Raw genomic sequence first — 24,422 nt, forward strand, 5'->3', positions numbered from 1 at the left:
TGGGGAGTGCGAGATGAACAGGATCATCAACATCATCGGTATTTGCTCGCTGGCCATGGCCGGGGCGTTGTTGACGCTGAGCGAGGTTGCGCTGGCACAAACCGGCATCGGGCAGACGCTGAACCGCGACGGCGTGGCGGTGGATTTCAACCTTAAGCCGCTGGCCGCTGACGGCAAACTGCGTGAAGGCGAGTTCGCCGATGTGCAGTTCCGCGTCACTGACAGCGCCTCAGGCCAGCCGCTGTCCGGGGTGGCGCCGGGTGCCTGGGTCGATCCGCAAGCCCTCGCCGCTGACCAGGCCCAGGGCCGTGACCAGAGCTGCAAAGCCCGGGTCGGCGTGTTCCTCAAGTCCAACATCGGCGCGCGGCCATTGTTGGATCTGAACAGCTATTTCCTGCTGGTGATGAACCGCGACGCGAGCATCGCCGTGGTCGATCCATCGGTCTCGGTCGGCGGCATTACCAGCACCCTCGCGCGGATCGAACTCAAACAACCGCCGATGGATTGGGTCACTCCCACAGACAACAAACGCGTGTTCGTCTCGATGCCGACAGCGGGCGAAGTGGCCGTCATCGACAGCGAACAATTCAAGGTTCTCGATTCGGTCAAGGCCGGCAGTCAACCGGTGCGCGTGGCGCTGCAACCCGATGAACGCCTGCTCTGGGTCGGCAACAACGCGAGCAAAACCGAAGACTCCGGCGTCACAGTGATCGACGCCCAAAGCCTCAAATCCCTCAAACATTTACAGACCGGTCGCGGCCACCACGAAATCACCTTCAGCAAAGACAGCCGCTTCGCCTTCGTCAGCAACCGCGACGACGGCACGTTAAGCGTGATCGACATCGCCAGCCTGACCATCGTCGAGCAGATCAAAACCGGCTCCCACCCATTGTCAGTCGCCTATTCTGCGCTGTCCGGCGCGGTGTATGTGGCCGATGGCAAGGACGGCACCGTCACCGTGATCGATGCCAGCACCCATGCCATTCGCCGGGTGATCAAACTGCAACAAGGCCTCGGCCCGATGGGCTTCAGCGCCGATGGCCGCTTTGGCGTGGTACTGAACACCGTGGAAAACCGCGCCAGCGTCATTGACGCTGCGACCAACACAGCAATCCATGATCTGGACGTCAGCGCCGAACCCTACCAAGTGGTGTTCACCCAGGCCTACGCCTACATCCGCGGACTCGCCTCGCCAAAAGTCACCATGATCAACCTGTCCTCCCTCGGCGAAGGTCGCCAGCCGATCAGCCAGGGCTTCGAAGCCGGCCCGCAAGCGCCGCGCCTGGCCGGGGATTTGCCACTGGCCTCAAGCCTGGCGGTGTCGCGCGACGACAACGCAGTGTTCGTGGTCAACCCGGTCGACAACACCACCTACTTCTACGCCGAAGGCATGAACGCGCCGATGTCCGGTTACCCCAACCGTGGCCAGATCGCCCGCGCCGCCATGGTCATCGACCGCAGCCTGCGCGAGGTCTCGCCGGGCCTCTACAGCGCGCGGGTGAAACTGCCGGCAGCGGGGCGTTTCGACGTGGCGTTCCTGCTCAATCAACCGAACATCATTCACTGCTTCACCGCGCAGATTGATAGCGACGGCCAACAGCAAAAACACCTCGGCCAGCCGAAAGTCGAGTTCCTTCTCGACAAGACGGCCGTTGCGCTCAACGACCCCTACGTCGTGCGATTCCGCATCGTGCAAGGCAAAGACAAAGCCCAGCGCAGCGGGGTGAAAGACGTGCAGTTGCGCTATTACCTCGCGCCCACTTCGCACCCCCGTCAAGTGGCGGCGCTGGAAGTCGCTGACGGCGTATACGAAGCGCCAATCACCCTCGACCGCAGCGGCGCCTGGTACCTGCACGTGCGCGCCGCCTCGTTGGGTGCCGGTTTCGATGACAAGACCTTTGCCAGTGTTCGGGTAGCCCCCGGCCAGGCCCGTTGAAGAGGAGTTTCGACATGAAGCGATTTGCATCCACTGGCCTGCTGACCCTGTGCCTGTTGAGCCTCGGCATTCAACAAGTCCACGCTCATTCGGCCGACGAACACGCCGGACACAAAGCCCCCGCCAGCAGCACTCAGGAACACGCCCAGGTGAAATTCGCCAACGTGCCGCTGCTCGATCAAAACGGTAAAACCGTGCGCCTGGAACAAGACCTGGTGCAGGGCAAAATTGTCGTCATGAGCTTTATCTACACCAGTTGCACCACGGTGTGCCCGGTGGTCTCGTCGATCATGGGCAAGGTGCAGAAACAGCTCGGCGCGCGCGTCGGCGATGAAGTGCAACTGGTCTCGATCAGCATCGACCCGCAACGCGATGACCCGAAACGCTTGCAGGATTATGCGCGCGCGTTTCAGCGCGGGCCGGGCTGGAGCTGGCTGACCGGTTCGCCGCAGTCGATCAATGAAACCCTCAAGGGCCTTGGCAGTTTCAGTGGCGACCTGAAAAGTCATCAACCGCTGATCCTCGTCGGCGACGGCGACAGCCGCCACTGGATGCGCTACTACGGCTTCACTGACCCGGCGCTGCTGGCCAAGGAAGTCGAGAAACTCAGTGGCCTGCGCACTCACGCCAAACACACCGCCATCGCCATGGAGCAACAGCCATGAGACTGCTCGACTGGATCTCCCTGACCGTATGTTTCTGGATCTTCAGCACCGTGGCGTTTGCCCACGAAGGCCACGTCTCTGAGCCGCAAGCCGCTGTGGCCGCCGCCCCGGCCAAAGGCACCCACGACGCGAAAACCTGGTTCACCGACACGCCGTTGCAGGATCAGAACGGCGAGACCCTGCGCTTCTACAGCGATGCCCTGCAAAACCGCATCGTTCTGCTCAACGTGATCTTCACCAGTTGCAACGATGCCTGTCCGCTGATCACCCAAAAGCTCAAGGAAGTCCGCGAGCTGCTCGGTGACAAGGCACAGGACATCACCTTCATTTCCCTTACCAGTGACCCGTTGCGCGACACGCCGGCGGTGCTCAAGGCTTACACCTTGAAGCAGGGTTCCGATGACCCTCATTGGCTTTTTCTTACTGGCGACAAAGCGCAGATGGACTTGGTGCTGAGCCGTATCGGCCAGATCGTGCCGACGCCCGAGCAGCACTCCACGCAGTTGATCGTCGGCGATGTCGCCAATAAACGCTGGAGCAAAATCCGCCCCGACGCCCCGGCTGCCGCCATTGCCCAGCGCTTGCAGTTGCTGACAATGCCCGTGGCCGGCCGCTGAGCCCGCGCCATGAACCTGAGCGGCGTACTCGCCCTGATCCTGCTCGCTGGCGTCAGCCTTGGCGCGAGCGCTGCGCCGCTGACCCCGGAAGAGGCGGCGGGCAAGCGCCTGTACCGCCAAGGCCTTTCCGCCAGCGGCGAAGCGATCATGGCGCGGGTCGGTGCGGCGGACGTGTTACTGCCAGCGACCAGCTTGCCGTGCGCCAATTGCCACGGCGCCGATGGCCTCGGTCGGCCCGAAGGCGGGGTACGTCCGCCGCCGCTGAACTGGGCGCGACTGACCAGCACTTACGGCCAGCGACAGGTCAACGGTCGCAGCTATCCGGCGTACACCGAGAGCAGTCTGGCCACCGTCATCGAGCAGGGCCGCGACCCTGGTGACAATCGCCTCGACCCGAGCATGCCGCGCTTTGTGCTGTCGATGAAGGATCAGCGCAACCTCACCGCGTACCTCAAACGCCTGGCCGACGAACGCGACCCCGGCCTCGATGCCGAGACCTTGCACCTGGGCACGTTGTTGCCCAGTCAGGGCCCGCTGGCGGAAGAGGGCATGACCATCGCAGCAATACTTAACGGCAGCGTGGCGCGGATCAATCACGCCGGAGGCATTCATGGACGGCAGTTGCGTCTGACCGTGGTTGATCCCGGCCCGGATCGCGCCAGTGCCGAACAAGCCTTACAGCGGTTGATCGAGCAGGAACAGGTTTTTGCGTTGGTAGCACCGCTGGCGCCGGCCCTCGACGGCGAACTGGCGAGCCGCTTGGAACAGTCCGGCGTACCGCTGATTGGCGCCTTGTCGTCGCTCGGCTCGATGCAGGCCAGTCCGCAGATTTTCGAGCCGTTGCCGGGCTTGCGCGAGCAACTGATCGCGCTGGCCGATTACGCCACGGCCAGCCTGCGCGTGCTGCAAGGGCCGACGCTGATTGCTTATCCCGATGACCCGTTGCAAGCGCAAGCGGCGACCACGCTCGCTGAATACTTGCAGGATCACGGCTGGCAGAAAGTCCATCTGCAAGCCTACGACCCGGCAGCAGAGGCTTTGCCACTGGGTTCGCGCTCGGTGTTTTATCTGGGCAATGGTGGTGGTTTCGGGCGTCTGGCCACACGCCTGCAAGACGCCGGGCAGGTGCCATACCTGTTCGCCGCTTCGAGCCAGGTTGCTGGTGAGTTGCTGCAAGTGCCGGAGGGGTTCTCGCGGCGCGTGTTTCTCGCCTATCCGTTCGTGCCCAGCGACTGGACCCAGACCGGGCGCATGGCCCTGACGCTGTTGCGCGAAGGTCAGGGTCTCGGCGCCCAGCACGCGGTGCTGCAAGTCGGCGCCTACGCCTCGATGTTGCTGCTCAGCGAGGGCATGAAACAGGCCGGCCGCGACGCCAGCCGCGAAAAACTGGTGACGGCGCTGGAAGGCCTGCACGACTTCGACACCGGCCTGACTCCGCGCCTGAGTTTCGGGCCCGGCCGACGTCTGGGCCTGAGTGGCGCGCACGTGGTCACCGTGGATTTGCCCGATCAGCGCTTCTATCTGGTCGCCCCCTATAAACCGATTGTTGCCAGCCCCTGAACGGAGGGCCCGATCATGAAGCTCAGAATGCTGATCTTGTTGCTGACCTGTTGGCTCCCGTTGACGTGGGCCAATAACGAACCGGCCGTGGCGCGGGTCAATGGCGAAGAAATCTCCGGGTTTCGTTTTGAGCGCTTCTTCGTCGAATACCTTGAGGATCAGGGCCGCGCGGTGGCGAGCATTCGCAATCCCAAGGCCTACAAACAGCTGCGCCAGGCGGCGCTGCAAACGCTGATCGACAAGGAACTGCTGTGGCAGGAGTCGCAAAAACGCGGGGTGCAGATCGACGAGCAAGCGGTGCTTGCGCAAGTCGAGCAAACCCGCAGCGCTATCGGCGGCACGGATAAATTCGTCCGGCGCTTGCAGGACGCCGGTTTCGACGAGGCGTCTTTCACCGAATACACCCGCCGCGAACTGGCGGCGCAGCAGACATTCGCCGAGCTGATCCGCGCCAATACCTTGCAACCCCGGCACCTGATAATCCGTGTGCCCGCACAAGCGGATGCAGCCACAGTCGCGGCAGCGCGTCTACGCTTGTTGCAAATGCGCGCCTCGATCATCAGCGGGGCGACATTCGCCAGCCAACCCGTGCGTTCACCGTTCGGCTGGCATGTGATTTATTTGCAGAACCACTTGGAGGCCGCCGATGTCCCAGATTCGCAGGGGCTGGATACAGTCAGGGCACAGCTCGCCCGACAGCAACAGACCCAGGCTCGTCGCCAAGTGCTCGCGCAATTACGGGTGCAGAACAGGATCGAACGAATTGACGACGACTGAAGGTTCCCCCCCAATAGTGGGGAATGGCTTCGATGCCCATTCAGGTGCTTCCCCGTTTCTGGGGAACGGGGTACCGGGACGAGCGGGCATTGTCATTAATTTCAAGGACATGAAGACGTAAAATTACCGGCACTCAGCCTGGCATGAAGTGTGCGTTACCGATGGTAAGGCGCACTCTCAGGGCGGGGTCATCGGACCTGCTGTTTCAAGGAGTCGACCTTGGTTAACAAAGTACTGGTTGTCGAAGACGAACAGCTGCTTGCACAGAACCTTCAGGATTATCTGTTGGCGCAGGGGCTGGACGTCCGGATTGCACATGACGGAGCGACGGCGATCGGCTTGGCCGAAACGTTTGCCCCCGACGTGCTGGTGTTCGATTACCGCTTGCCCGATATGGAAGGCTTTGAGGTGCTCGACGCGGTCCGCCAGAACAGGACGTGCCATTTTGTGCTGATAACGGGTCACCCGACCGCTGAAGTCTGTGAGCGGGCGCGGCAACTGGAAGTCAGCCACATCCTGTTCAAACCGTTTCCATTGGCGGAACTGGCCCGAGCTGTCTGCGACCTTCTTGGCATCAAGCGCGAAGCGAAACCCGGTGCGAGCCCTTCAGAAGGCTTTGTCGAACGACGCCAGAGCAGGACCGAGAGCTTCCCGTTGCAGTTGTACGATGGCAGTTGGGTGTTGGCGGATCGGCGACGGCAGTCGCAATCCATGGCGCCGGACGACGATCAAATGCTCACCGGGGAGTAATGGCGCGATCAGACGTTCCGGCTTTTGCCGCCAAGGTTTGCCGCGCCGACAGGGCTCTAAGCCCCGGTTGGAGAGCAAGCCATGGAACGTCTGTCCGTTGTCGTCGAACCGCTGTTGGCCGAAAGCGCGCCAGAACGCTTTTCCAGTGAACAGCTTGCCCAGGCCCGGGCGCGGGCCGCCACTTCCGGCGAACGTGTTCTCGAAGCCCTCGGCGTCCTCTGTGAACTGGCGCCGATGCCGTTCATTCACACCCTCGGCGCGACCCTGCATTACCCGGTGCTCGACACCGACAGCCTGTTTGCCGCGACGCCGGTGTTCGACCGCGTCACCCTCGCACAATGCCTGAAACGTGAATTCATCCTGCTGCGCCACAACGACGAAGTCATCGGCGTGTTTGCCGACCCCTTCGACCCGGCGCGTCTGGCCTGGATCGACGATTGCCTGCACGGCGCGCCGCTGTATCTGGTGCACGCCGATGACCTGAAAGCCTATCTGGCCCGCCACGAAGAAAGCTTCCACGCCGTCGAATCGCTCAACGCCCAAGGCGACACCCACAGCGAAATCGACACCCTGCAAAGCCTGTCGCTGACCAGCATCAGCGAAGACGCCAGCAGCGTGGTGAAACTGGTCAACTCGACCCTCTACGACGCGCTGAAAATGCATGCCAGCGACATCCACCTCGGCACCACCGGCAACGGTCTGGTGATCAAATATCGCATCGACGGCGTGCTCAACAACATCAGCAAAGTCCAAGGTGCGGAGTTCTCCGAGCAGGTGATCTCGCGGGTCAAGGTCATGGCTGAACTGGACATCGGCGAAAAACGCGTGCCGCAGGACGGTCGCTTCAAGATCGGCATCAGTGGCCGGCAGATCGACTTCCGCGTGTCGATCATGCCGAGCATCTTTGGCGAAGACGCCGTGCTGCGGGTGCTCGACAAACAGGATCTGGCCGACAAGGTCTGCGGTGTGCAATTGCAGGCGCTGGGCTTTGAAGACGAAACCCTGCGCCAGTTGCGCCGCCTCGCCGCCGAGCCCTACGGCATGGTCCTGGTCACCGGCCCGACCGGCAGCGGCAAGACCACCACGCTGTACGCGATGATCACCGAGATCAACCACGGCGTGGACAAGATCATCACCATCGAAGACCCGGTCGAGTATCAATTGCCGGGCGTGCTGCAAATCCCGGTCAACGAGAAAAAAGGCCTGACCTTCGCCCGCGGCTTGCGCTCGATCCTGCGCCACGACCCGGACAAAATCATGGTCGGCGAAATCCGCGACCCGGACACCGCACAGATCGCCGTGCAATCGGCGCTCACCGGTCACCTGGTGTTCACCACCATCCACGCCAACAACGTTTTCGACGTGATCGGCCGCTTCACCCAAATGGAAATCGACCCGTACAGCCTGGTCTCGGCGCTCAACGCGATTCTCGCCCAGCGCTTGATTCGTTTGGTGTGCGCCAGTTGCAGCGCGCCGGTCAACCCGAGCGATGAAGAACTGCGCGCCTCGGGCCTCGATCCGCAGAAAGTCGATCACTACCACTTCGTCCACGGCAAAGGCTGCGGCCACTGCCGGGGCAGCGGTTATCGCGGGCGCACGGCGATTGCCGAGTTGCTGCACCTCGACGACGAACTGCGTCAGATGATCGTCGAGCGCCAACCGATCACCCAAATCAAAGCCCTGGCCTGCGCCCGTGGTTTGCGCCTGTTGCGCGAGTCGGCGCTGGAGCTGGTGGAACAAGGTCGCACCACGCTGGAGGAGATCAATCGTGTCACTTTTATCGCGTGAGCGTTTTGTCGCCGTGCTCGGCGCCAGCGGTGTTGGCCTGGGGCAGCGGCGTGGCAGCGAGACCCTGTGGCTGGGCAGCGTCGGTTACATCGACGAAGGCTTCCAGAGCTACGCGGTGGCGCTGGACACCCTCGACCGCCTGCTCGGTGAACACGCCCGCGCCGGGGCCGAATTGAGTGTGGTCATCTCCGGGCACTTCAGCCGCTTCTGCCTGGTGCCGTGGAGCGCGCAGATCAGCAGCCCTGAGGAACTGCGCGGCTTTGCCCAACTGTGTTTCGAAGACCTGTTTGGCGCGCCGACCCAGCCGTGGAGTCTGGTGCTGTCCGCTGAACCGGCCGGTTACGACCGCATTGCCAGCGCCTTGCCGCAAGACTTGCTCGAACGCTTGCGCACACTGGTCAGCGCTCGCGGTTTGCGCCTGCGCTCGGTGCAACCGTACCTGATGGCGGCGTTCAACCGCTTCGACAAAAGTCTGGATGCCGGCGACTTTCTGTTCGTCGTCGCCGAGCCGCAACGCAGCGTGTTGTTGCTGGTGAGGGAAGGGCGCTGGGCCGGTGTGCGCTCGGTCGGTGGCAGCGACAGCGATGCCGCGTTGAATGCCCTGATCGGTCGCGAACGCCAGCTGCAAGCCTCGACCAGCGAACGCGCGTTCAATGTTTATCTGCATGCCCCGGCGCGCCTCGATGCGCATCCGGACGTGGCGGGTGTGCAACTGCGCACCCTTGAAGACGCCTCGATGAACGTGCGTGACGGCTTGTACGTCATGTCCCGGGCGGTGGCCTGACATGCGCGCGCTCAATCTCGACTTTCAGCCACGGCCACGTTCGGGCCCATTGGGTTGGAGCCTGCTCGGCGCCGGCGTGCTGCTGGCGCTGCTGTGCTTCGGCGTGCAACAGCACCTCGACGCGCACACCGAACAGCAACAAGGCCACCTGCAAACCACCCAGCGTCAGCTCAACGGTGACAGCGGCGCCAAGTCCACCCTGAGCCCGGCGGAAACCCGCGAGCAAGCGGCAAACCTCGCCGAAATGCGCAAGGTCTCGCAGCAACTGCGCCGGCCGTGGGAGCGCCTGTTCGCCATGCTCGAAGCGATGCCGCGCGATGACGTCGCGCTGCTGACCCTGACCCCGGATGCGCGCAAAGGCCAGGTCCGCATCAGCGCCGAAGCGCGGGATCTGCAAGCGATGCTCGACTTCCACAAACGGCTGGAAGCCAGCGACGAACTGTCCGACGTGTCGCTGCTGAGCCACGAAATCGTCGTCAAATCGCCGGAACAACCGGTGCAATTCAACCTGTCGGCGACTTGGGAGATTGGCGATGCGAATCCCTAGACTGATCGTCCACGAATACCTGCAAGGCGTCGGCATTCCGGGCCTCGCCGGGCTGGCGCTGCTGCTGGTCGCCGTGGCTTGGGCACTCGGCAGTTTGTTGCCGGGCTGGCAATCGTTGCAGCACCTCAGCCAACAGACTCAGGAAGCCACCGCATACCTGGCCAAGGTTGAAGACGGCAGCATCGCGCCGCCGGTGGTGCCACAACGTCAGCTCGACGATTTCCGCAACAAACTGCCGGCGCAGCCGCAAGCCACCGTCGCCATCGACCGCATCTACGCTCTCGCAGCCCAGGAGCACATCACTCTGGCACGCGGCGAATATGCACTCGGCGTCGATCCGAAAACCCATCTGGCGCGTTATCAGATCCTGTTGCCAGTGCGCGGCAGCTACCCGCAACTGCGCCGATTTCTGCACGCCTTGCTCGGTCAGTTGCCAGCGGTGGTGGTGGAAGACCTCGAGTTGCAACGCAAGAAGATTGGCGACACCGACCTCAATGGCCGGATCCGTATGACCCTTTACCTGTCGAGGTCGTGATGAATACCAAGCGCGTGACAGGGTGGTTGGCGTTCTTCGGCGTAGCGGCCGCGCTGGCGTGGTTGCCGGAATATTTCTCGCCAAGCGAAGACGCCGATTCGCACGAAGTGGCTGTCGCTACGCCGGGGAAAACCCGGGGCGCGCTGCCGGCCAGCACCGCCAAGGCCAAGGATGCGCCGATCAAGGACCTGAGCCCGGCCGGCGACCTGTTCGCGGCCAAATCCTGGAAGGCCGCGCCAATTCTGGCCACGGTCACCGAAATGGCCATCAATCCAGCAACAGTGGTGCAAGCCCCGAGCCTGCCACCGGTGCCGTTTCAGTTCGTCGGCAGGCTGCATGACCGCAGCGACCTGCAAGTGTTTTTGCAGAACGGCGAAAAGATCTACGTCGTGCGCAACGGGGATGTGATCGACGACACCTGGAAGATCACCGGCATTTCCGATGTGGAATTGAGCCTGGTCTACCTGCCCTTGCATTTGTCGCAGACCCTGTCTGTGGGGAGTACGCAATGAACCGTTGCCGTTTGCTGATGAGCCTGGGCCTGTGTGCCGGGCTGGCCGCGTGCAGTTCCGCACAAGTGGCCAACAAGGAAGCCGCCGACCTGATTGAACAGGGTCAGTACGAGGCGGGGCTGGCCCGAATCGAAGAAGGCCTGCGCGAAAACCCACGGGACACCGAGCTGCACTTGCTGCTCAACAGCGGTCGGGCCAAGGCGATCACGGCGTTGCTGACGACCGGCGACACTGACCGCTCGCGCCGCGACTTCGCTTCGGCGCGGGTGGCCTACAACCGCGCGCTGACCATCGAGCCGAACAACCGCCGCGCCCAGGATGCCCTGAAGCAGATGGATTACCTGCGCAGCATGGACGAGAAACTCGAATTGGCCCGTGGCGACCTGCGTCGTGGCGACATCTACGGCGCTGATCGCCAGGTCAAACAGATCCTCGAACTCGACCCGAACAACGAGGGCGCACTGGAGCTGCAAGGCAACATTCGTCTGGTGCAGAGCCGCAACGTGATTGCCTATCCGCAACTGCGCACCAAGCTTGATCGGCCAGTGACCCTGGAGTTTCGCGACGCCAACCTGAAGACCATTTTCGAAGTGCTGTCGCAGGTCGCCGGACTGAACTTCATCTTCGACAAAGACCTGCGCCCGGACATGAAAGCGACGATCTTCGTGCGTGACGTGCGCATCGAAGACGCCGTGACCCTGCTGCTGCAACAGAACCAGCTGCACCAGAAAGTGGTGAACGAAAACACCTTGCTGATCTACCCGGACTCACCGCAGAAAGTGAAGGATTACCAGGAACTGGTGATGCGCACGTTCTACCTGACCAGCATCGACGCCAACACCGCGCTGAACATGGTCAAGACCATGCTCAAGACCCGCGACGTGTTCGTCGACGAACGCCTCAACACCCTGACCATGCGCGACACCGAAGACGCCGTGCGCATGGCCGAGAAACTCCTGCAATCGCAAGACCAGTCCAACCCGGAAGTGGTGCTTGAAGTTGAAGTGATGGAAGTCGCCACCCAGCGCATCCTCGACCTTGGCCTGCAATGGCCGAACACCTTCGGCGTGGTCAACAGCGACGGTTCGGCGGTGACCCTGCTTGATCAACTGAAAGGCATCAATTCCAGCCGGATTTCGATCTCGCCGTCGCCGCAAGCCAAAATCAACGCTCAGGACAATGACATCAACACACTCGCCAGCCCGGTGATTCGTGTGAGCAATCGCGAGCAGGCACGCATCCACATCGGTCAGCGCGTACCGATCATCAGCGCCACTTCGGTGCCGTCGACGCAAGGCCCGGTGATCACTGAGAGCGTCACTTATCTGGACGTCGGTCTGAAGCTCGAAGTGCAACCGACCGTGCACCTGAACAACGAAGTGGCGATCAAGATTGCTCTCGAAGTGAGTAACGCCACGCCGCTGGAACCGACCCGCCAGGGCACGATTCCGGTGCAGGTCGACACCCGCAACGCGCAAACCTCGCTGCGCCTGCACGACGGCGAAACGCAGATCCTCGCCGGCCTGATGCGCAACGATCACGGCGCCACCGGCAACAAGATTCCGGGTCTCGGCGATATTCCTGGCATTGGCCGGCTGTTCGGCAGCAACAAGGACACCGTCGGCAAATCGGAACTGGTGCTGTCGATCACGCCACGGATCGTGCGCAACCTGCCGTATCAGAGCCCGTCGGACATGGAGTTCTCCACCGGCACCGAAACCAGCATGCACATCCAGGCACCGGATCGTTCGCAGAGCTACGTGATGCCGGCGCCTGCCGCGCAGCCGCGTGCAGTCGGTGAATCGGCCGTGGCCACCACCCGCGTCAGTGTCGAGAAGCCTTGATCATGAACGCCTGCCAACGCGGTTTCAGCCTGATCGAAGTCGTGGTGACGCTGGCCCTGATCGGCCTGTTGGCGAGCATGGCCGCGCCGCTGACCGAGACCCTGGTGCGGCGTGGCAAGGAGCAGGAATTGCGCAACGCGCTGTACCAGATTCGCGATGGCATCGACGCCTACAAACGCGCGTTCGATGCCGGTTACATCGAGAAGTCGCTGAACAGCAGCGGCTACCCGCCGAACCTGCAAGTACTGGTCGAAGGCGTGCGCGATGTGCGCAGCGCAAAGGGCGCCAAGTTCTACTTTTTACGCCGCATCCCGCGCGATCCGCTGGTGCCGGCCAAACGTGATGACGAAGGGGGTTGGGGCGTGCGCGCCTACAACAGTTCGGCTCAGAACCCGCGCGATGGCGAGGACGTTTTCGACGTCTATTCCCACGCCCGGGGCAAGGGCCTCAACGGCATCGCCTACCGCGAGTGGTGAACCTCATGCGCCGGGAAAAAGGTTTTACCTTGCTGGAGCTGATGGTGGTGATGGCGATCATCGCCACGCTGATGACCATCGCACTGCCGCGCTACTTCAACAGCCTTGATGCGTCGAAGGAAACCACCTTGCGCCAGAGCCTGTCGGCGATGCGCGAGGCGCTGGATCACTTTTACGGTGACACCGGGCGCTATCCGGATTCAATCGAGCAACTGATCGAACAGCGTTACTTGCGCAACGCGCCACTCGATCCGATCACCGAGCGCAAAGACCAGTGGGTGCTGATCGCACCACCGGACGGTGTGGCGGGCGGCGTGGCCGACATCAAAAGCGGTGCTACCGGGAGGGCGCGTGATGGCAGCCAGTATTCCGAGTGGTAACCGCGCGCAGCAGGGTGGTTTCACCTATCTGGGCGTGCTGTTCCTGATTGCGGTGATGGGCATGGGCCTGGCCAGTGCCGGCGAGTTGTGGTCGACCGCTTCGCGCCGCGACCGTGAGCGCCAATTGCTCTGGGTCGGCACCCAATACGCCCAGGCGCTGCGCAGCTACTACCGCAGTTCGCCGGGGCTGGCGCAGTACCCGAAAGAGTTGGCAGACCTGCTTGAAGATCAGCGCTTTCCAGAGGCGAAACATCATCTGCGGCAGCTCTATCCAGACCCGATCGGTCAGGGCGAGTGGGCACTGCAACGCGGTTTCGATGGCCGCATCACCGGCCTCAACAGTCCCTCGACCGAGCTGCCGTTGAAGCAGGCGGACTTCCCGACGCAGTGGTCGGATTTCGACGGCATGCAGCGTTATTCGGACTGGCAGTTCGTGGCAGAAAAGGCCTTTCTCGACGGCACTAGCACTAGTAGCGGGGGCCCGGCCAAAGGCCAGTCGAATTTGCCCCAGGCGTTGCAGCCATGACTCGCCACTGGTGGTGCGCGCTGATTCTCACCGTGGCGGCGTGCTGCGCCCATGGCGGTGAAGAAGACGAAATGATGGGCTTCATCGTCGATGACACGATCTCGCACATCGGCCACGACTTTTACTACTCGTTCAGTGAACGCCTGCGCGACACCAGCCCGATGGATTTCAACCTGGTGGTGCGCGAGCGGCCCGACGCGCGCTGGGGCAGCCTGGTGACCGTGGAATATCAGCAACGCCTGGTTTATCGGCGCTTCCTGCCGCCGAATACCGTGGAACTGAAGGACGAGGCCTACGCGGCCGCCGACTGGGTTCGACGCCAGGTTGTCCAGCGCAAGCTGGAGGCTCTGTTGCAGGACACCACCGACCTTGAGAAGGACGAACTATGAACAGCACAACGTTCTCACGGCGCAGCGGATTCTGGATCTCGGGGTTGTTGATCGGGCTCGCCAGCGCTGCCGCTGTCCAGGCCACTGAACTGGTCTACACGCCGGTCAACCCGTCGTTCGGCGGCAACCCGTTGAACGGCACCTGGCTGCTCAACAACGCCCAGGCACAAAACGATCACGACGACCCGGACATCCAGAGCCGTTCGGCGGTGGCCGGGACATCGGCACTGGAGCGCTTCACCAGTCAATTGCAATCGCGGCTGCTAGGGCAGTTGCTGGACAACATCTCCACCGGCAACACGGGGAGCCTGTCCACCGACTCTTTTATCGTCAACGTCATCGACGACTCCGGGGCACTGAGCATTGAAGTGACCGATCGAGCGAGCGGTGAGGTTTCGGAAATTCAGGTGAACGGCCTCAACCCATGACGGGCTGACGGTTCCGGGGAGAACGGACATGAAAAAGATCATCGCGTTAGGGCTGCTGTTGGCGACATTACAAGGGTGCAGTCTGCGTGAGCCGATGTCGGCCGAGCAGGACACCGAAACCCCGACCCTGACCCCCAGGGCTTCGACTTATTACGACTTGCTGAAGATGCCGCGACCCAAGGGCCGGTTGATGGCGGTGGTGTACGGCTTCCGTGACCAGACCGGGCAGTACAAGCCGACGCCGGCGAGTTCGTTTTCCACCAGCGTGACCCAAGGCGCGGCGTCGATGCTGATGGACGCGATGCAGGCCAGTGGCTGGTTTGTCGTGCTGGAGCGGGAAGGGCTGCAGAACCTGTTGACCGAACGCAAGATCATTCGCGCCTCGCAGAAGAAGCCGAATACGCCGGTGAATATTCAGGGCGAGCTGCCACCGTTGCAGGCGGCGAACATGATGCTCGAAGGCGGGATCATCGCCTATGACACCAATGTGCGCAGCGGTGGGGAAGGGGCGCGGTATCTGGGGATTGATTTGCAGCGTGAGTATCGGGTGGATCAGGTGACCGTCAACTTGCGTGCGGTGGATGTGCGCAGTGGGCAGGTGCTGGCGAATGTGATGACCAGCAAGACGATTTATTCGGTGGCGCGCAGCGCGGGGATTTTCAAGTTCATCGAGTTCAAGAAGTTGCTTGAGGCTGAGGTTGGGTACACCACGAACGAGCCGGCGCAGCTTTGTGTTCTGTCGGCGATTGAGGCGGCGGTGGGGCATATGGTGGCGCAGGGGATTGAGCGGCATCTGTGGCAGGTGGCGGGGGACAGTTCTGTGCCTGGGCAGGATGATGTGTTGAATCGGTATTTGACCCAGAACAAGATTGATCCGGATGCTGAGTGAGGTTTTTGCTGTTGAGCTTGGCGGCCTGATAGCCGACCAGGCTCTCTCGGTCGAAACCGGTTTAAACCTGTAGGAGTGAGCCTGCTCGCGATAGCTATCTCTCAGACACAGTTGCTATTGCGGATGTACCAAAATCCTTGTGGTGGCTGGCTTGCCAGCGATGGCGGCCTTATTGCCGACCAATCTCTGGCAGATGTACCCAGTTCCAATTGTGGGAGCGAGCCTGCTCGCGAAGGTGTTTTATCAGGCGGTGGGGTTCTTTCTGACGGAGTACATATCCATTCCTGCGGCAACGGCTGCTTAGGGTTCCGCCCTTACGGCGGGTCACTTTTGACAAACGCCCGGAATGCCGGCCCAGTCAAAAGTAACCAAAAACGCTTGCTCCTACGTTCGGCCCGCTCGCTGAGGCTCGGGGTTCCTTCGCTCCGGGATCGATCCGGGCGCAGCGCCTACGGTTTGCTTCGCTGCACCTCCTCTCGCTGTGTTTGGCTGCGCCAAACGGTCGCTGCGCTCCCACCCCCGGATCAATCCCTGCGCTCAGCCTGCCGACGTCGCTCGTGGATCAAGATCAAGAGCTGCAGCCGAGCTTGCGCTCATCCTGCTAGTGGGGCGGCTGCGCCGCGAATTTGTAGGAGCTGCCGGAGGCTGCGATCTTTTGGTCTTGCGTTTGTAGGAGCAAAGCTTGCTCGCGAAAGGCGGTGTGACAGCCAACCAATCCCTCGCATGTATACCTTTCTCGGTGGGTGCTGGCCCGCCAGCAATGACGACCCCAACTTCCCCAAACATTTGGATCTCCACCCTGGAATGTTAGGCTCCCCCCAATCCCTGCATTCTGTGAAGGAAGGCTTATGTTGAAGGTGTTCGCTCTACTGACGCTGCTGGTGTCCAGCGCCGTCCAGGCGCAAACCACGCTGCAATCCGATCTCCCATTGAAGTACCTCGAGCAGGTTCATCCGGACGCGGAGCCGCGTCCGTTGGTGATTTTCCTGCACGGCTACGGCAGTAACGAAGCGGATCTGATCGGGATGAAGTTCCAGCTCCCGGCGCAGTACAACTACTTGTCGGTGCAGGCGCCGCTGTCGTTGGGCGAGGATCGCTATCAGTGGTTTCGCAAGAAGGGTGAGGGCGCTTACAACGGTGAGACGGATGATTTAAAGGCCAGCGGGCAGAAGCTGCGCGACTTCATTGCGCAAGCCGCGAAGAAATATCACGCCAGTCCGGACAAGGTGTACCTGATCGGCTTCAGCCAGGGCGCGATGATGACCTACGAAGTGGGGCTGCGACCGCCGCTGGCCGTGGGCGGCATCGCGGCGTTGAGCGGGCGTTTGTTGCCCGTGTTGAAAGGCCAGCTCAAGGCCGAGCAACAACCGTTGCCGTTGAACATCTTCATCGGCCATGGTACCGCCGATGATCGCGTGCCGTACCACGACGGTACCGAGGCCAAGGCGTTGCTGGAGAAGCTGGCTTACACACCGCAATTCCATGCCTATCCAGGTGTCGGCCACAGCATCACTGCGGCCGAACTGCGGGATTTGAATGGCTGGTTGCAGCAGCTCAATCCTTGAGGATGGTTTTTACCAGGGCATCGTGACCTTTCTTGTCGCTGGCGCGGGAGATCACCTGAACCAGCGCCATTTTCGTGCCGGAGCCGGCCAGCAGCGTGGTGTTGAGGGTCTGGCCGCCGCCTTGGGTGGCGGTGCTGTCGACTTGACGCAAACCGAGGCCGGTGCCTTTCTGGGTCAGACTTTTCTCCGTGAGCTTGTTGAAATCCGGCAAGGCTTTGCGTTGGTCTTCGATGAAGCTCGAGACGCTGCCGTCGAGAAATTCGCCGTCATTGTCCTTGACGTTCTGGCCTTCAGGAATCTGGTTTTCGGCGGCGATGACCACGGTTTTGGTGGACTCGTTGGTGTACATCGTGCCGGTGGCGCCGCCGGGGCTGGCCGGTAACGGATCAGCCACGAAGCCTTTAGGCAGAGTGAAAGTGAACTTGCCGCCGAGCAGCGAGACTTGCTCGGTCGTGGCTTTTTCCTTGGCTTTGGCCGCCTGAGCGTTGATGGCGCCGAGACCGGCGACGGCCGCCAGCAACACGATGACGGCTTTCTTGCTCAACAATGACATTCGAATCTCCGAGGGATGGACGCGCTAGGTGGGCGATCATCCCACGCAGCGTGCTGTCACTCCAGCGCGGTTCGTCAGGGTTACTGTGCCTGCTGCTGTTTCGCCACCGGCCGGACCAGCAATTGGCGGGTCACGCCGAGCATGGCCACGGAGACCGCCACGCCGACCGCGAATCCGCTCAGTCCCAGGGTGGGCAAGGTCAATGCCGCCACCAGGCAGAACGCCGAAAACGAATACATCCCCGTCGCGGTTGCCCGTAACAGCACGGCAGTAAACGCCGGGCCACGGGTTTGCTGGGAAAACACCGCCATCACGCTGCCGAGCACCGGGAACACCGCGAGCAGACCGCTCCAGCGCTCGCCGACGGTACTGGCCAGCATCGTCACCACCAGCGTCAGCGCGGCGCCGGCGATCATCCGCCAGATCAGTTTGTCCGACTTCGGCGCCGGGCCGTTGAGCACTGGCTGTACCTTAGGAAACAGGTAAGGCGACGAAAGCAGAGCAATCGCGGCCGCCGCCACAGAGAACGGCAAAGACGCGGGAACGAGCGACAACAGCAACGCCAGTACGCCCCAGACCGCCAGCGAAATCGTCAGCGCCCACGGCCAGTTCGCGCGCTGTGCGACCTGCGCATAGGTGATGCAGAAGGCAATCATCGCGAACATCGCCGATAACGCCGCCACCGCTGAGTGAGCGGCAAACGCCGGCCCCTGCTCAATGGCGAGGAAAAACAGAATCGGCCCGACCACCACCGGCAACCCGGACAGCCACCCGGCCACGCTTGGCCCCCAACGCTTGCCCGCGAGGGAAATCAGCAGCAGAAAACCGGGAATCAACAGCAGTTTGAGGATCAGCACGCAGGGGGCTCCGTCAGGTGGTGACGGCCACGTTAGCACTGCCGATCAGAGATTGCTGCAAATGTGTGCGTATTTTGTATACAACATCCGCATTTCAATAGCCGACTATGCTCTGACTATCAGAGCTTGCTGGAGTCGATACGCCATGAACAGCGCGCCAAAAGTGTTACGAGGTTGTTGTGGCATCGGTTTGTGGGCGTTGTTGCTGACACCGACCTGGGCCAACTGGCAAGACGCGGTGCCAGGTGCGCAGATCATCGGCACCGGCGATTTCAGCGTATTCGGATTCGATGTGTACAACGCCCGGTTGTGGAGCGCCGCCCGGCCTTTGGCTGACGGTCAGCCGTTTGCCCTGGAGCTGATCTACCGCCGCAGCATCTCCCGCGAGGATCTGGTCAAGGCCAGCGTCGACGAAATCAGGCGTTTGGGCGGCGCCAATGTCAGCCCTGTGCAATTGGCCGGCTGGCAGATCCAGATGCAGCAATCGTTCATTGATGTGCAGGCCGGCACGCGGATTACCGGGGTGTATCTGCCAGGTCAGGGCGCGCGGTTTTTTGTCGGTCAGCAGTTGCAGCATGAAATCGATGATCCGCAGTTTGCCCGGGCGTTCTTCGATATCTGGCTGGATCCGCGTACGCGCAGTCCCGAGTTGCGTGAGCAGTTGTTGGGTGTCAGTCGATAGATTCTTTTGCGCTTCAAGGCAGCAACTGAAACGTCTAAGCTGCATCTTTCCGACTTGTTTCAGGATGTGTGCGTGAAATTCAGTTTGCCCAAAATCGCCACCGCGCCGTTTTGCCCGCCGGAAGTGGCCGGCAGCGTCGCGGTGGATCCGAAAGCCTCGTTCTTCAAACGGGTGCTGCGTTTCGCCGGCCCAGGATTGCTGGTGTCGATCGGCTACATGGACCCGGGCAACTGGGCAACCGCCATCGAGGCCGGTTCGCGATTTGGCTACAGCCTGTTGTTCGTGGTGTTGCTGGCGAGTCTGGCGGGCATGGTCGTGCAATGCCTGTGTTCGCGCCTGGGCATCGCCACTGGGCGCGATCTGGCGCAACTGTCGCGCGAGCGCTACAGCACGCCGACCGCACGTTTGCAGTGGGTGTTGGCGGAGATCTCGATCATTGCCACCGACCTTGCCGAAGTACTCGGCTGTGCGCTGGCGTTTCACTTGTTGCTCGGTTGCTCGCTGACCTTCGGCATTGCCCTGACGGCGTTCGACACGTTACTGGTGCTGGCTCTGCAGAACCGGGGCTTCCGCCGACTGGAGGCAATCATGCTGGTGCTGGTCGCCACCATCGGCGTGTGTTTCTTCGTTGAACTGGTGCTGATCAAGCCGTATTGGCCGGACGTGTTCAGCGGCTTCAAACCCTCGTTGTCGGCGATCAGCGATGCCGCGCCGTTGTACCTGGCCATCGGCATTCTCGGCGCGACGGTGATGCCGCATAACCTCTACCTGCACACCTCGATTGTGCAGACGCGCATGATCGGCAAGGATCTGGCCAGCAAGCAGGACGCGGTGAAACTCGCGCGCATCGACACCATCGGTTCGCTGGCGTTGGCGCTGCTGGTCAACGCGGCGATCCTGATTCTCGCGGCAGCGGCGTTTCATCAGTCGGGGCATACCGACGTAGTCGATATCCAGGACGCCTATCACTTGCTTGATCCGCTGGTCGGCGGGGCATTGGCCAGCGTGCTGTTCGGCGTGGCGTTGCTCGCTTCGGGGCAGAGTTCAACCTTCACCGGCACCATCGCCGGCCAGGTGATCATGGAGGGTTATCTCAACCTGCGGATTCCGTGCTGGCAGCGGCGCCTGATCACCCGTGGGCTGGCGCTGATTCCGGCGTTCATCGGCGTGTGGCTGATGGGCGATAACGCGGTGGGCAAGTTGCTGGTGCTGAGCCAGGTGGTGTTGAGTTTGCAGCTGCCGTTTGCGTTGTACCCGCTGATTCGCATGACCAATGACCACAAGCTGATGGGGCCGTTCGTGAATCGCTGGCCGACGCGGGTGTTGGCGTGGGGGTTGTTTGTGGTGATCAGTGGGGCGAATGCCTGGTTGATTTTGCAATTGGCTGGCTGAGTTTTTGCGGTGTCTGGGCTGGCCCTATCGCGAGCAGGCTCACTCCTACAGGATCGGGTTCACAAATCCCTTGTAGGAGTGAGCCTGCTCGCGATGGCGTCAAAACATTCAACAAATATTTCGAACAGACAAAAAACACCCGGTGCAAAGCAAGCTGCACCGGGTTTTTGTTGCCAGCAACCAGCGGATGTCGTGGATCCGCCGTCTGCCGTTGAACTCGATATTTAAACGCGTTCCAGCGCCAGCGCCACACCCTGACCGCCGCCAATGCACAGAGTCGCCAGACCCTTTTTCGCATCTCGCTTGATCATTTCATGCAGCAGGGTCACCAGTACGCGGCAACCCGATGCACCGATCGGGTGACCGAGGGCGATGGCGCCGCCATTGACGTTGACCTTGTCCAGATCCCATTGCAGATCCTTGGCCACCGCCAGCGATTGTGCAGCGAAGGCTTCGTTGGCTTCGATCAGGTCGAGCTGGTCGATGTTCCAGCCAGCCTTGTCGAGGCAGCGGCGGGTGGCCGAGACCGGGCCGATGCCCATGATCGCCGGGTCAACGCCGGCGTTGGCGTAAGCGGCGATTTTCGCCAGCACTGGCAAACCCAAGGCTTTGGCTTTTTCTGCGCTCATCAGGATGACTGCGGCGGCGCCGTCGTTCAGCGACGAAGCGTTGCCAGCGGTGACGCTGCCGTCCTTCTTGAACGCTGCACGCAGTTTCGCCAGCGATTGCGCCGTCGTGTCGCCACGTGGCTGCTCGTCGACCTTGAACGCGACCGGATCGCCTTTGCGCTGCGGGATCAGGATCGGAGTAATTTCATCGACAAAGCGACCGGCCTCGATGGCAGCGGCGGCTTTCTGCTGCGAAGCGGCAGCAAAAGCGTCCTGCTGTTCGCGACTGATCTCGTACTTGTCGGCCAGATTCTCGGCGGTAATGCCCATGTGGTAATCGTTGAACGCATCCCACAGGCCATCGCTGATCATGGTGTCGACGATTTGCGCGTGGCCCATGCGCAGACCGGTGCGTGCGCCCGGCATCACATAGTTGGACAGGCTCATGTTTTCCTGACCGCCGGCGATGATGACGTCGGCGTCGCCGCAACGGATTGCCTGTGCGCCCAGGTGCAGAGCCTTGAGGCCTGAACCGCAGACCTTGTTCAGGGTCATCGCGGGCACCGCGTGTGGCAGGCCAGCCTTGATTGCCGACTGACGCGCCGGGTTCTGGCCGGCACCGGCGGTCAACACCTGGCCCATGATCACTTCATCAACCTGCGCACCGTCCAGACCGGTCTGCTCGAGCAACTGGCGGATCACCGCCGCGCCCAGATCAACAGCGGACACGCTGGCCAGGGAACCCTGGAAACTGCCGATCGCTGTGCGCGTGGCGGCAACAATTACGACGTCTTGCATTTTCGAATTCCTCACTCGGCAGCGAACTGCATTTCCGGTACGTGATCCGGGACGATCAGTTTACCAGCGGTTTTGGCGACGATTTCCTCGACGCTGACGCCAGGTGCGCGTTCCTTGAGGACAAAAGCGCCATTTTCGATTTCCAGGTAGGCGAGGTCGGTCAGCACGCGCTTGATGCAACCGGCGCCGGTCAGCGGCAGGCTGCATTTGGCGAGCAGCTTGGACTCACCGTCCTTGGATGCGTGGGTCATGATCACGATGATGTTGTCGGCGCCAGCCACCAGATCCATCGCGCCGCCCATGCCCTTGACCAGTTTGCCGGGGATCATCCACGAAGCGATGTTGCCCTCGACGTCGACTTCGAACGCGCCGAGCACGGTCAGGTCGACATGACCACCGCGGATCATCGCGAAGGATTCGGCGGAGTTGAAAATCGACGCGCCGATGCGCGCGGTCACAGTCTGCTTGCCAGCGTTGATCATGTCGGCGTCGATGGTCTCTTCAGTCGGGAACGGACCCATGCCGAGCAGGCCGTTCTCCGATTGCAGCATGACTTCCATGCCTTCGGGAATGTAGTTGGCGACCAGGGTCGGAATGCCGATGCCAAGGTTTACATAAAAGCCGTCCTGCATTTCGCGGGCGACGCGCTGAGCCATTTGTTCGCGGGTAAGTGCCATGTTTTTATTCTCCGTCAGCCTGAATTATTTGCGGATGGTGCGCTGTTCGATGCGTTTTTCGAACGTGCCGCAAATGACCCGATCGACGTAGATGCCCGGGGTGTGGATCTGCGAGGGGTCGAGTTCGCCGGGTTCGACGATTTCTTCGACTTCAACCACAGTGATCTTGCCGGCGGTGGCGGCCAGCGGGTTGAAGTTTTGCGCGGTGTGGCGGTAGACGACGTTGCCGAAGTGGTCGGCTTTCCAGCCTTTGACGATGGCGAAGTCGCCGGTGATGGATTCTTCCATCAGGTACTTGCGACCCTTGAATTCACGCACTTCCTTGCCTTCGGCGACCGGGGTGCCGACGCCGGTGGCGGTGAAGAAGGCCGGAATGCCGGCGCCGCCCGCGCGCATTTTCTCGGCGAGGGTGCCTTGCGGGGTCAGGATGACTTCGATGTCGCCCTTGAGCAGTTGCTCTTCGAACAGCTTGTTTTCGCCGACGTAGGAGGCGATGACTTTGCTGATCTGGCGATCGGTGAGCAGCACGCCGAGGCCGAAACCGTCGACGCCGCAGTTGTTGGAGACGACGGTGAGGTCGCGGGTGCCTTTGCGTTTGATCTCGGCGATCAGGTTTTCCGGAATGCCGCACAGACCGAAGCCGCCGGCGATGACGGTCATACCGTCCTCAAGCCCGGCCAGGGCTTCCTCGTAGGAACTCACGCGCTTGTCGAAACCTGCCATATGCACCTCTTTTATTATTTGCGGGCGGCTGGCTAGCCGAATGGTTGGAGTGTCTCGCTGGAGAATATATTTGTTAAGTTGATTTTTAAGGTTGATTGATTGATAAAGCTCAATAATCGCGTTATGGCTTGCCGCTTAACGCTTGATCGTTCCCACGCTCTGCGTGGGAATGCCTATAGGGACGCTCCGCGTCCAGTGACGCGGAGCGTCACGGGCTGCATTCCCACGCAGAGCGTGGGAACGATCATCATGGCCCAGAGGTATGTCCAGAGGTTTGAGTATGACCATCAAACAGATTCGCGCCTTTCTCGCCGTGGCTCAAAGCCTGAGTTTCGCCGTGGCCTGCGAGCGTCTGCACCTGTCGCAATCGGCGTTGAGCCTGACGATCAAGGCGTTGGAGGAGGGCCTGGGCGGGCGCCTGTTCAGCCGCAACACGCGCAACGTTGCGCTGACCCCGGAAGGCGAATCGCTGTTGCCGCTGGCGCGACGGCTGATCGCCGACTGGGACAACACCGAAGACGAAATGCGCCAGCGCTTCAGCCTGCAACGCGGACGCGTGACGCTGGCGGCGATGCCGTCATTTGCCGGCAACCTGTTGCCGCCGATTCTGAAAACCTTTCGCGCGCGTTATCCAAACGTCAACGTTACGGTCAACGACGTCATCAATGAACAGGTGCTGGAAATGGTCCGCGACCGTCAGGTTGAACTGGGCGTAGCGTTCGAGCCGATGCAGAACACTTCGATGACATTTACGCCGTTGTACATGGATCGCTTCGTCGCAGTGGTGCCAAAGGATTCACCATTGGCGCAGCGCGCTGAGATTGACTGGCAGACCTTGTTGCAGGAACCGTTCATTACCTTGCAACGGCCGTCGACGGTGCGGGTGATGCTGGAGGAGCACTTGCAGGCGCGCGGAAAGAAGTTGCCGGTGGAGTTTGAAAGTCATCAACTGGCAACGGTCGGCAGAATGGTTGCCAGCGGACTCGGTGTCAGCGCGGTGCCAGCGTTGTGCGCCGAACAGATGCTGGAACTCGGCGCGCACTGCCTGACACTCAACGACTCGGTGGAACGGGCCATCGGCGTGCTGACCGAACCGGGCAATGAACTCTCGGCAGCGGCGCAAGCACTGTTCGATATCCTCCAACAGGAACACTACGCCTGAAA

General features: G+C 61.5%; 27 protein-coding genes. 22 read left to right on the top strand and 5 right to left on the bottom strand.

Annotated features, from left to right (window positions below):
- Positions 1-13 precede the first annotated feature (13 nt).
- The 19 genes from ACIPIZ_RS14780 (at position 14) to ACIPIZ_RS14870 (ending at position 16,968) form a co-directional block, all read left to right on the top strand.
- Positions 14-1,936, top strand: a complete 1,923-nt coding sequence (locus ACIPIZ_RS14780; protein ID WP_401165864.1) for a YncE family protein — start codon at positions 14-16, stop codon at positions 1,934-1,936.
- A gap of 14 nt (positions 1,937-1,950) precedes the next feature.
- Positions 1,951-2,601 (top strand): SCO family protein, encoded by a 651-nt coding sequence (locus ACIPIZ_RS14785; RefSeq protein WP_064392614.1) that lies wholly within the window; start codon positions 1,951-1,953, stop codon positions 2,599-2,601.
- Positions 2,598-3,218 (top strand): SCO family protein, encoded by a 621-nt coding sequence (locus tag ACIPIZ_RS14790; RefSeq protein WP_105709033.1) that lies wholly within the window; start codon positions 2,598-2,600, stop codon positions 3,216-3,218. The genes ACIPIZ_RS14785 and ACIPIZ_RS14790 overlap by 4 nt, the downstream gene beginning before the upstream one ends.
- A 9-nt stretch (positions 3,219-3,227) precedes the next feature.
- The gene (locus ACIPIZ_RS14795; RefSeq protein WP_401165867.1) at positions 3,228-4,778 is read left to right on the top strand and encodes an ABC transporter substrate-binding protein; all 1,551 of its coding nucleotides are present in this window, start codon (positions 3,228-3,230) and stop codon (positions 4,776-4,778) included.
- A gap of 15 nt (positions 4,779-4,793) precedes the next feature.
- On the top strand, positions 4,794-5,555 hold the full coding sequence (locus ACIPIZ_RS14800) for a SurA N-terminal domain-containing protein (RefSeq protein ID WP_105709031.1): 762 nt from the start codon (positions 4,794-4,796) through the stop codon (positions 5,553-5,555).
- 219 nt (positions 5,556-5,774) lie between these two features.
- Positions 5,775-6,305: a response regulator gene (locus tag ACIPIZ_RS14805; RefSeq protein WP_105709030.1), complete on the top strand. Its 531-nt coding sequence runs from the start codon at positions 5,775-5,777 to the stop codon at positions 6,303-6,305.
- Positions 6,306-6,386: 81 nt separating this feature from the next.
- On the top strand, positions 6,387-8,093 hold the full coding sequence (locus ACIPIZ_RS14810) for a GspE/PulE family protein (protein WP_253482769.1): 1,707 nt from the start codon (positions 6,387-6,389) through the stop codon (positions 8,091-8,093).
- The gene (locus ACIPIZ_RS14815) at positions 8,074-8,877 is read left to right on the top strand and encodes a hypothetical protein (RefSeq protein WP_122853941.1); all 804 of its coding nucleotides are present in this window, start codon (positions 8,074-8,076) and stop codon (positions 8,875-8,877) included. Before ACIPIZ_RS14810 ends, ACIPIZ_RS14815 begins: the two co-directional genes overlap by 20 nt.
- A gap of 1 nt (position 8,878) precedes the next feature.
- Positions 8,879-9,424, top strand: a complete 546-nt coding sequence (locus ACIPIZ_RS14820) for a PilN domain-containing protein (protein WP_122853942.1) — start codon at positions 8,879-8,881, stop codon at positions 9,422-9,424.
- Entirely contained in the window at positions 9,411-9,959 is a 549-nt protein-coding gene (locus ACIPIZ_RS14825) for a GspMb/PilO family protein (protein ID WP_105709027.1), read from the top strand. Before ACIPIZ_RS14820 ends, ACIPIZ_RS14825 begins: the two co-directional genes overlap by 14 nt.
- The gene (locus ACIPIZ_RS14830; protein WP_105709026.1) at positions 9,959-10,471 is read left to right on the top strand and encodes a hypothetical protein; all 513 of its coding nucleotides are present in this window, start codon (positions 9,959-9,961) and stop codon (positions 10,469-10,471) included. The genes ACIPIZ_RS14825 and ACIPIZ_RS14830 overlap by 1 nt, the downstream gene beginning before the upstream one ends.
- Positions 10,468-12,315 (top strand): secretin N-terminal domain-containing protein, encoded by a 1,848-nt coding sequence (locus ACIPIZ_RS14835; RefSeq protein ID WP_401165871.1) that lies wholly within the window; start codon positions 10,468-10,470, stop codon positions 12,313-12,315. The genes ACIPIZ_RS14830 and ACIPIZ_RS14835 overlap by 4 nt, the downstream gene beginning before the upstream one ends.
- A gap of 2 nt (positions 12,316-12,317) precedes the next feature.
- Positions 12,318-12,791 (top strand): type II secretion system protein, encoded by a 474-nt coding sequence (locus ACIPIZ_RS14840; RefSeq protein WP_007919393.1) that lies wholly within the window; start codon positions 12,318-12,320, stop codon positions 12,789-12,791.
- Positions 12,792-12,796: 5 nt separating this feature from the next.
- Positions 12,797-13,171 (top strand): type II secretion system protein, encoded by a 375-nt coding sequence (locus tag ACIPIZ_RS14845; RefSeq protein ID WP_064392635.1) that lies wholly within the window; start codon positions 12,797-12,799, stop codon positions 13,169-13,171.
- Positions 13,146-13,697 carry a type II secretion system protein gene (locus ACIPIZ_RS14850; RefSeq protein ID WP_401165873.1) on the top strand — a complete coding sequence of 184 codons (552 nt, stop codon included), beginning with the start codon at positions 13,146-13,148 and terminating at the stop codon, positions 13,695-13,697. Before ACIPIZ_RS14845 ends, ACIPIZ_RS14850 begins: the two co-directional genes overlap by 26 nt.
- The gene (gene csgE / locus ACIPIZ_RS14855; RefSeq protein ID WP_064392640.1) at positions 13,694-14,086 is read left to right on the top strand and encodes a curli production assembly/transport protein CsgE; all 393 of its coding nucleotides are present in this window, start codon (positions 13,694-13,696) and stop codon (positions 14,084-14,086) included. The genes ACIPIZ_RS14850 and csgE overlap by 4 nt, the downstream gene beginning before the upstream one ends.
- The gene (locus ACIPIZ_RS14860; protein WP_064392641.1) at positions 14,083-14,514 is read left to right on the top strand and encodes a curli assembly protein CsgF; all 432 of its coding nucleotides are present in this window, start codon (positions 14,083-14,085) and stop codon (positions 14,512-14,514) included. Before csgE ends, ACIPIZ_RS14860 begins: the two co-directional genes overlap by 4 nt.
- A gap of 28 nt (positions 14,515-14,542) precedes the next feature.
- Entirely contained in the window at positions 14,543-15,403 is an 861-nt protein-coding gene (locus ACIPIZ_RS14865; RefSeq protein ID WP_064392643.1) for a CsgG/HfaB family protein, read from the top strand.
- An 848-nt stretch (positions 15,404-16,251) separates the two neighbouring features.
- A complete protein-coding gene (locus ACIPIZ_RS14870) occupies positions 16,252-16,968 on the top strand; it encodes an alpha/beta hydrolase (RefSeq protein WP_105709022.1) in 717 nt (238 codons plus the stop codon).
- On the opposite strand, the gene ACIPIZ_RS14875 is transcribed toward ACIPIZ_RS14870, so the two are convergent.
- Together ACIPIZ_RS14875 and ACIPIZ_RS14880 are read right to left on the bottom strand one after the other, a co-directional pair.
- Entirely contained in the window at positions 16,958-17,521 is a 564-nt protein-coding gene (locus ACIPIZ_RS14875; RefSeq protein ID WP_105709021.1) for a hypothetical protein, read from the bottom strand. The genes ACIPIZ_RS14870 and ACIPIZ_RS14875 overlap by 11 nt on opposite strands.
- Before the next feature lie 80 nt (positions 17,522-17,601).
- Positions 17,602-18,378: a hypothetical protein gene (locus ACIPIZ_RS14880; RefSeq protein WP_064392648.1), complete on the bottom strand. Its 777-nt coding sequence runs from the start codon at positions 18,376-18,378 to the stop codon at positions 17,602-17,604.
- Between the two features lie 145 nt (positions 18,379-18,523).
- Here ACIPIZ_RS14880 and ACIPIZ_RS14885 point away from each other — a divergent pair, with 145 nt between their 5' ends.
- Both ACIPIZ_RS14885 and ACIPIZ_RS14890 read left to right on the top strand, forming a co-directional pair.
- Positions 18,524-19,060 (top strand): chalcone isomerase family protein, encoded by a 537-nt coding sequence (locus ACIPIZ_RS14885; protein ID WP_401165877.1) that lies wholly within the window; start codon positions 18,524-18,526, stop codon positions 19,058-19,060.
- Between the two features lie 72 nt (positions 19,061-19,132).
- Complete coding sequence (locus ACIPIZ_RS14890; protein WP_401165879.1) at positions 19,133-20,452, top strand: Nramp family divalent metal transporter; 1,320 nt, start codon at positions 19,133-19,135, stop codon at positions 20,450-20,452.
- 224 nt (positions 20,453-20,676) lie between these two features.
- Here the strand turns inward: ACIPIZ_RS14890 and ACIPIZ_RS14895 are convergent, their stop codons facing one another.
- Genes ACIPIZ_RS14895 through ACIPIZ_RS14905 form a run of 3 tightly spaced genes read right to left on the bottom strand, consistent with a single transcriptional unit; the run spans position 20,677 to position 23,258 of the window.
- Positions 20,677-21,858: an acetyl-CoA C-acetyltransferase gene (locus ACIPIZ_RS14895; protein WP_105709019.1), complete on the bottom strand. Its 1,182-nt coding sequence runs from the start codon at positions 21,856-21,858 to the stop codon at positions 20,677-20,679.
- Between the two features lie 11 nt (positions 21,859-21,869).
- Complete coding sequence (locus tag ACIPIZ_RS14900; protein WP_064392655.1) at positions 21,870-22,535, bottom strand: CoA transferase subunit B; 666 nt, start codon at positions 22,533-22,535, stop codon at positions 21,870-21,872.
- A 24-nt stretch (positions 22,536-22,559) separates the two neighbouring features.
- Complete coding sequence (locus tag ACIPIZ_RS14905; RefSeq protein ID WP_007919568.1) at positions 22,560-23,258, bottom strand: CoA transferase subunit A; 699 nt, start codon at positions 23,256-23,258, stop codon at positions 22,560-22,562.
- A gap of 280 nt (positions 23,259-23,538) precedes the next feature.
- Between ACIPIZ_RS14905 and ACIPIZ_RS14910 the strand changes: the two genes are divergently transcribed.
- On the top strand, positions 23,539-24,420 hold the full coding sequence (locus tag ACIPIZ_RS14910) for a LysR family transcriptional regulator (protein ID WP_064392657.1): 882 nt from the start codon (positions 23,539-23,541) through the stop codon (positions 24,418-24,420).
- Positions 24,421-24,422 lie beyond the last annotated feature (2 nt).

Origin of the sequence: Pseudomonas sp. NPDC087690, assembly GCF_044743175.1 — a bacterium.
In the GTDB taxonomy this organism is placed as follows: Bacteria; Pseudomonadota; Gammaproteobacteria; order Pseudomonadales; family Pseudomonadaceae; genus Aquipseudomonas.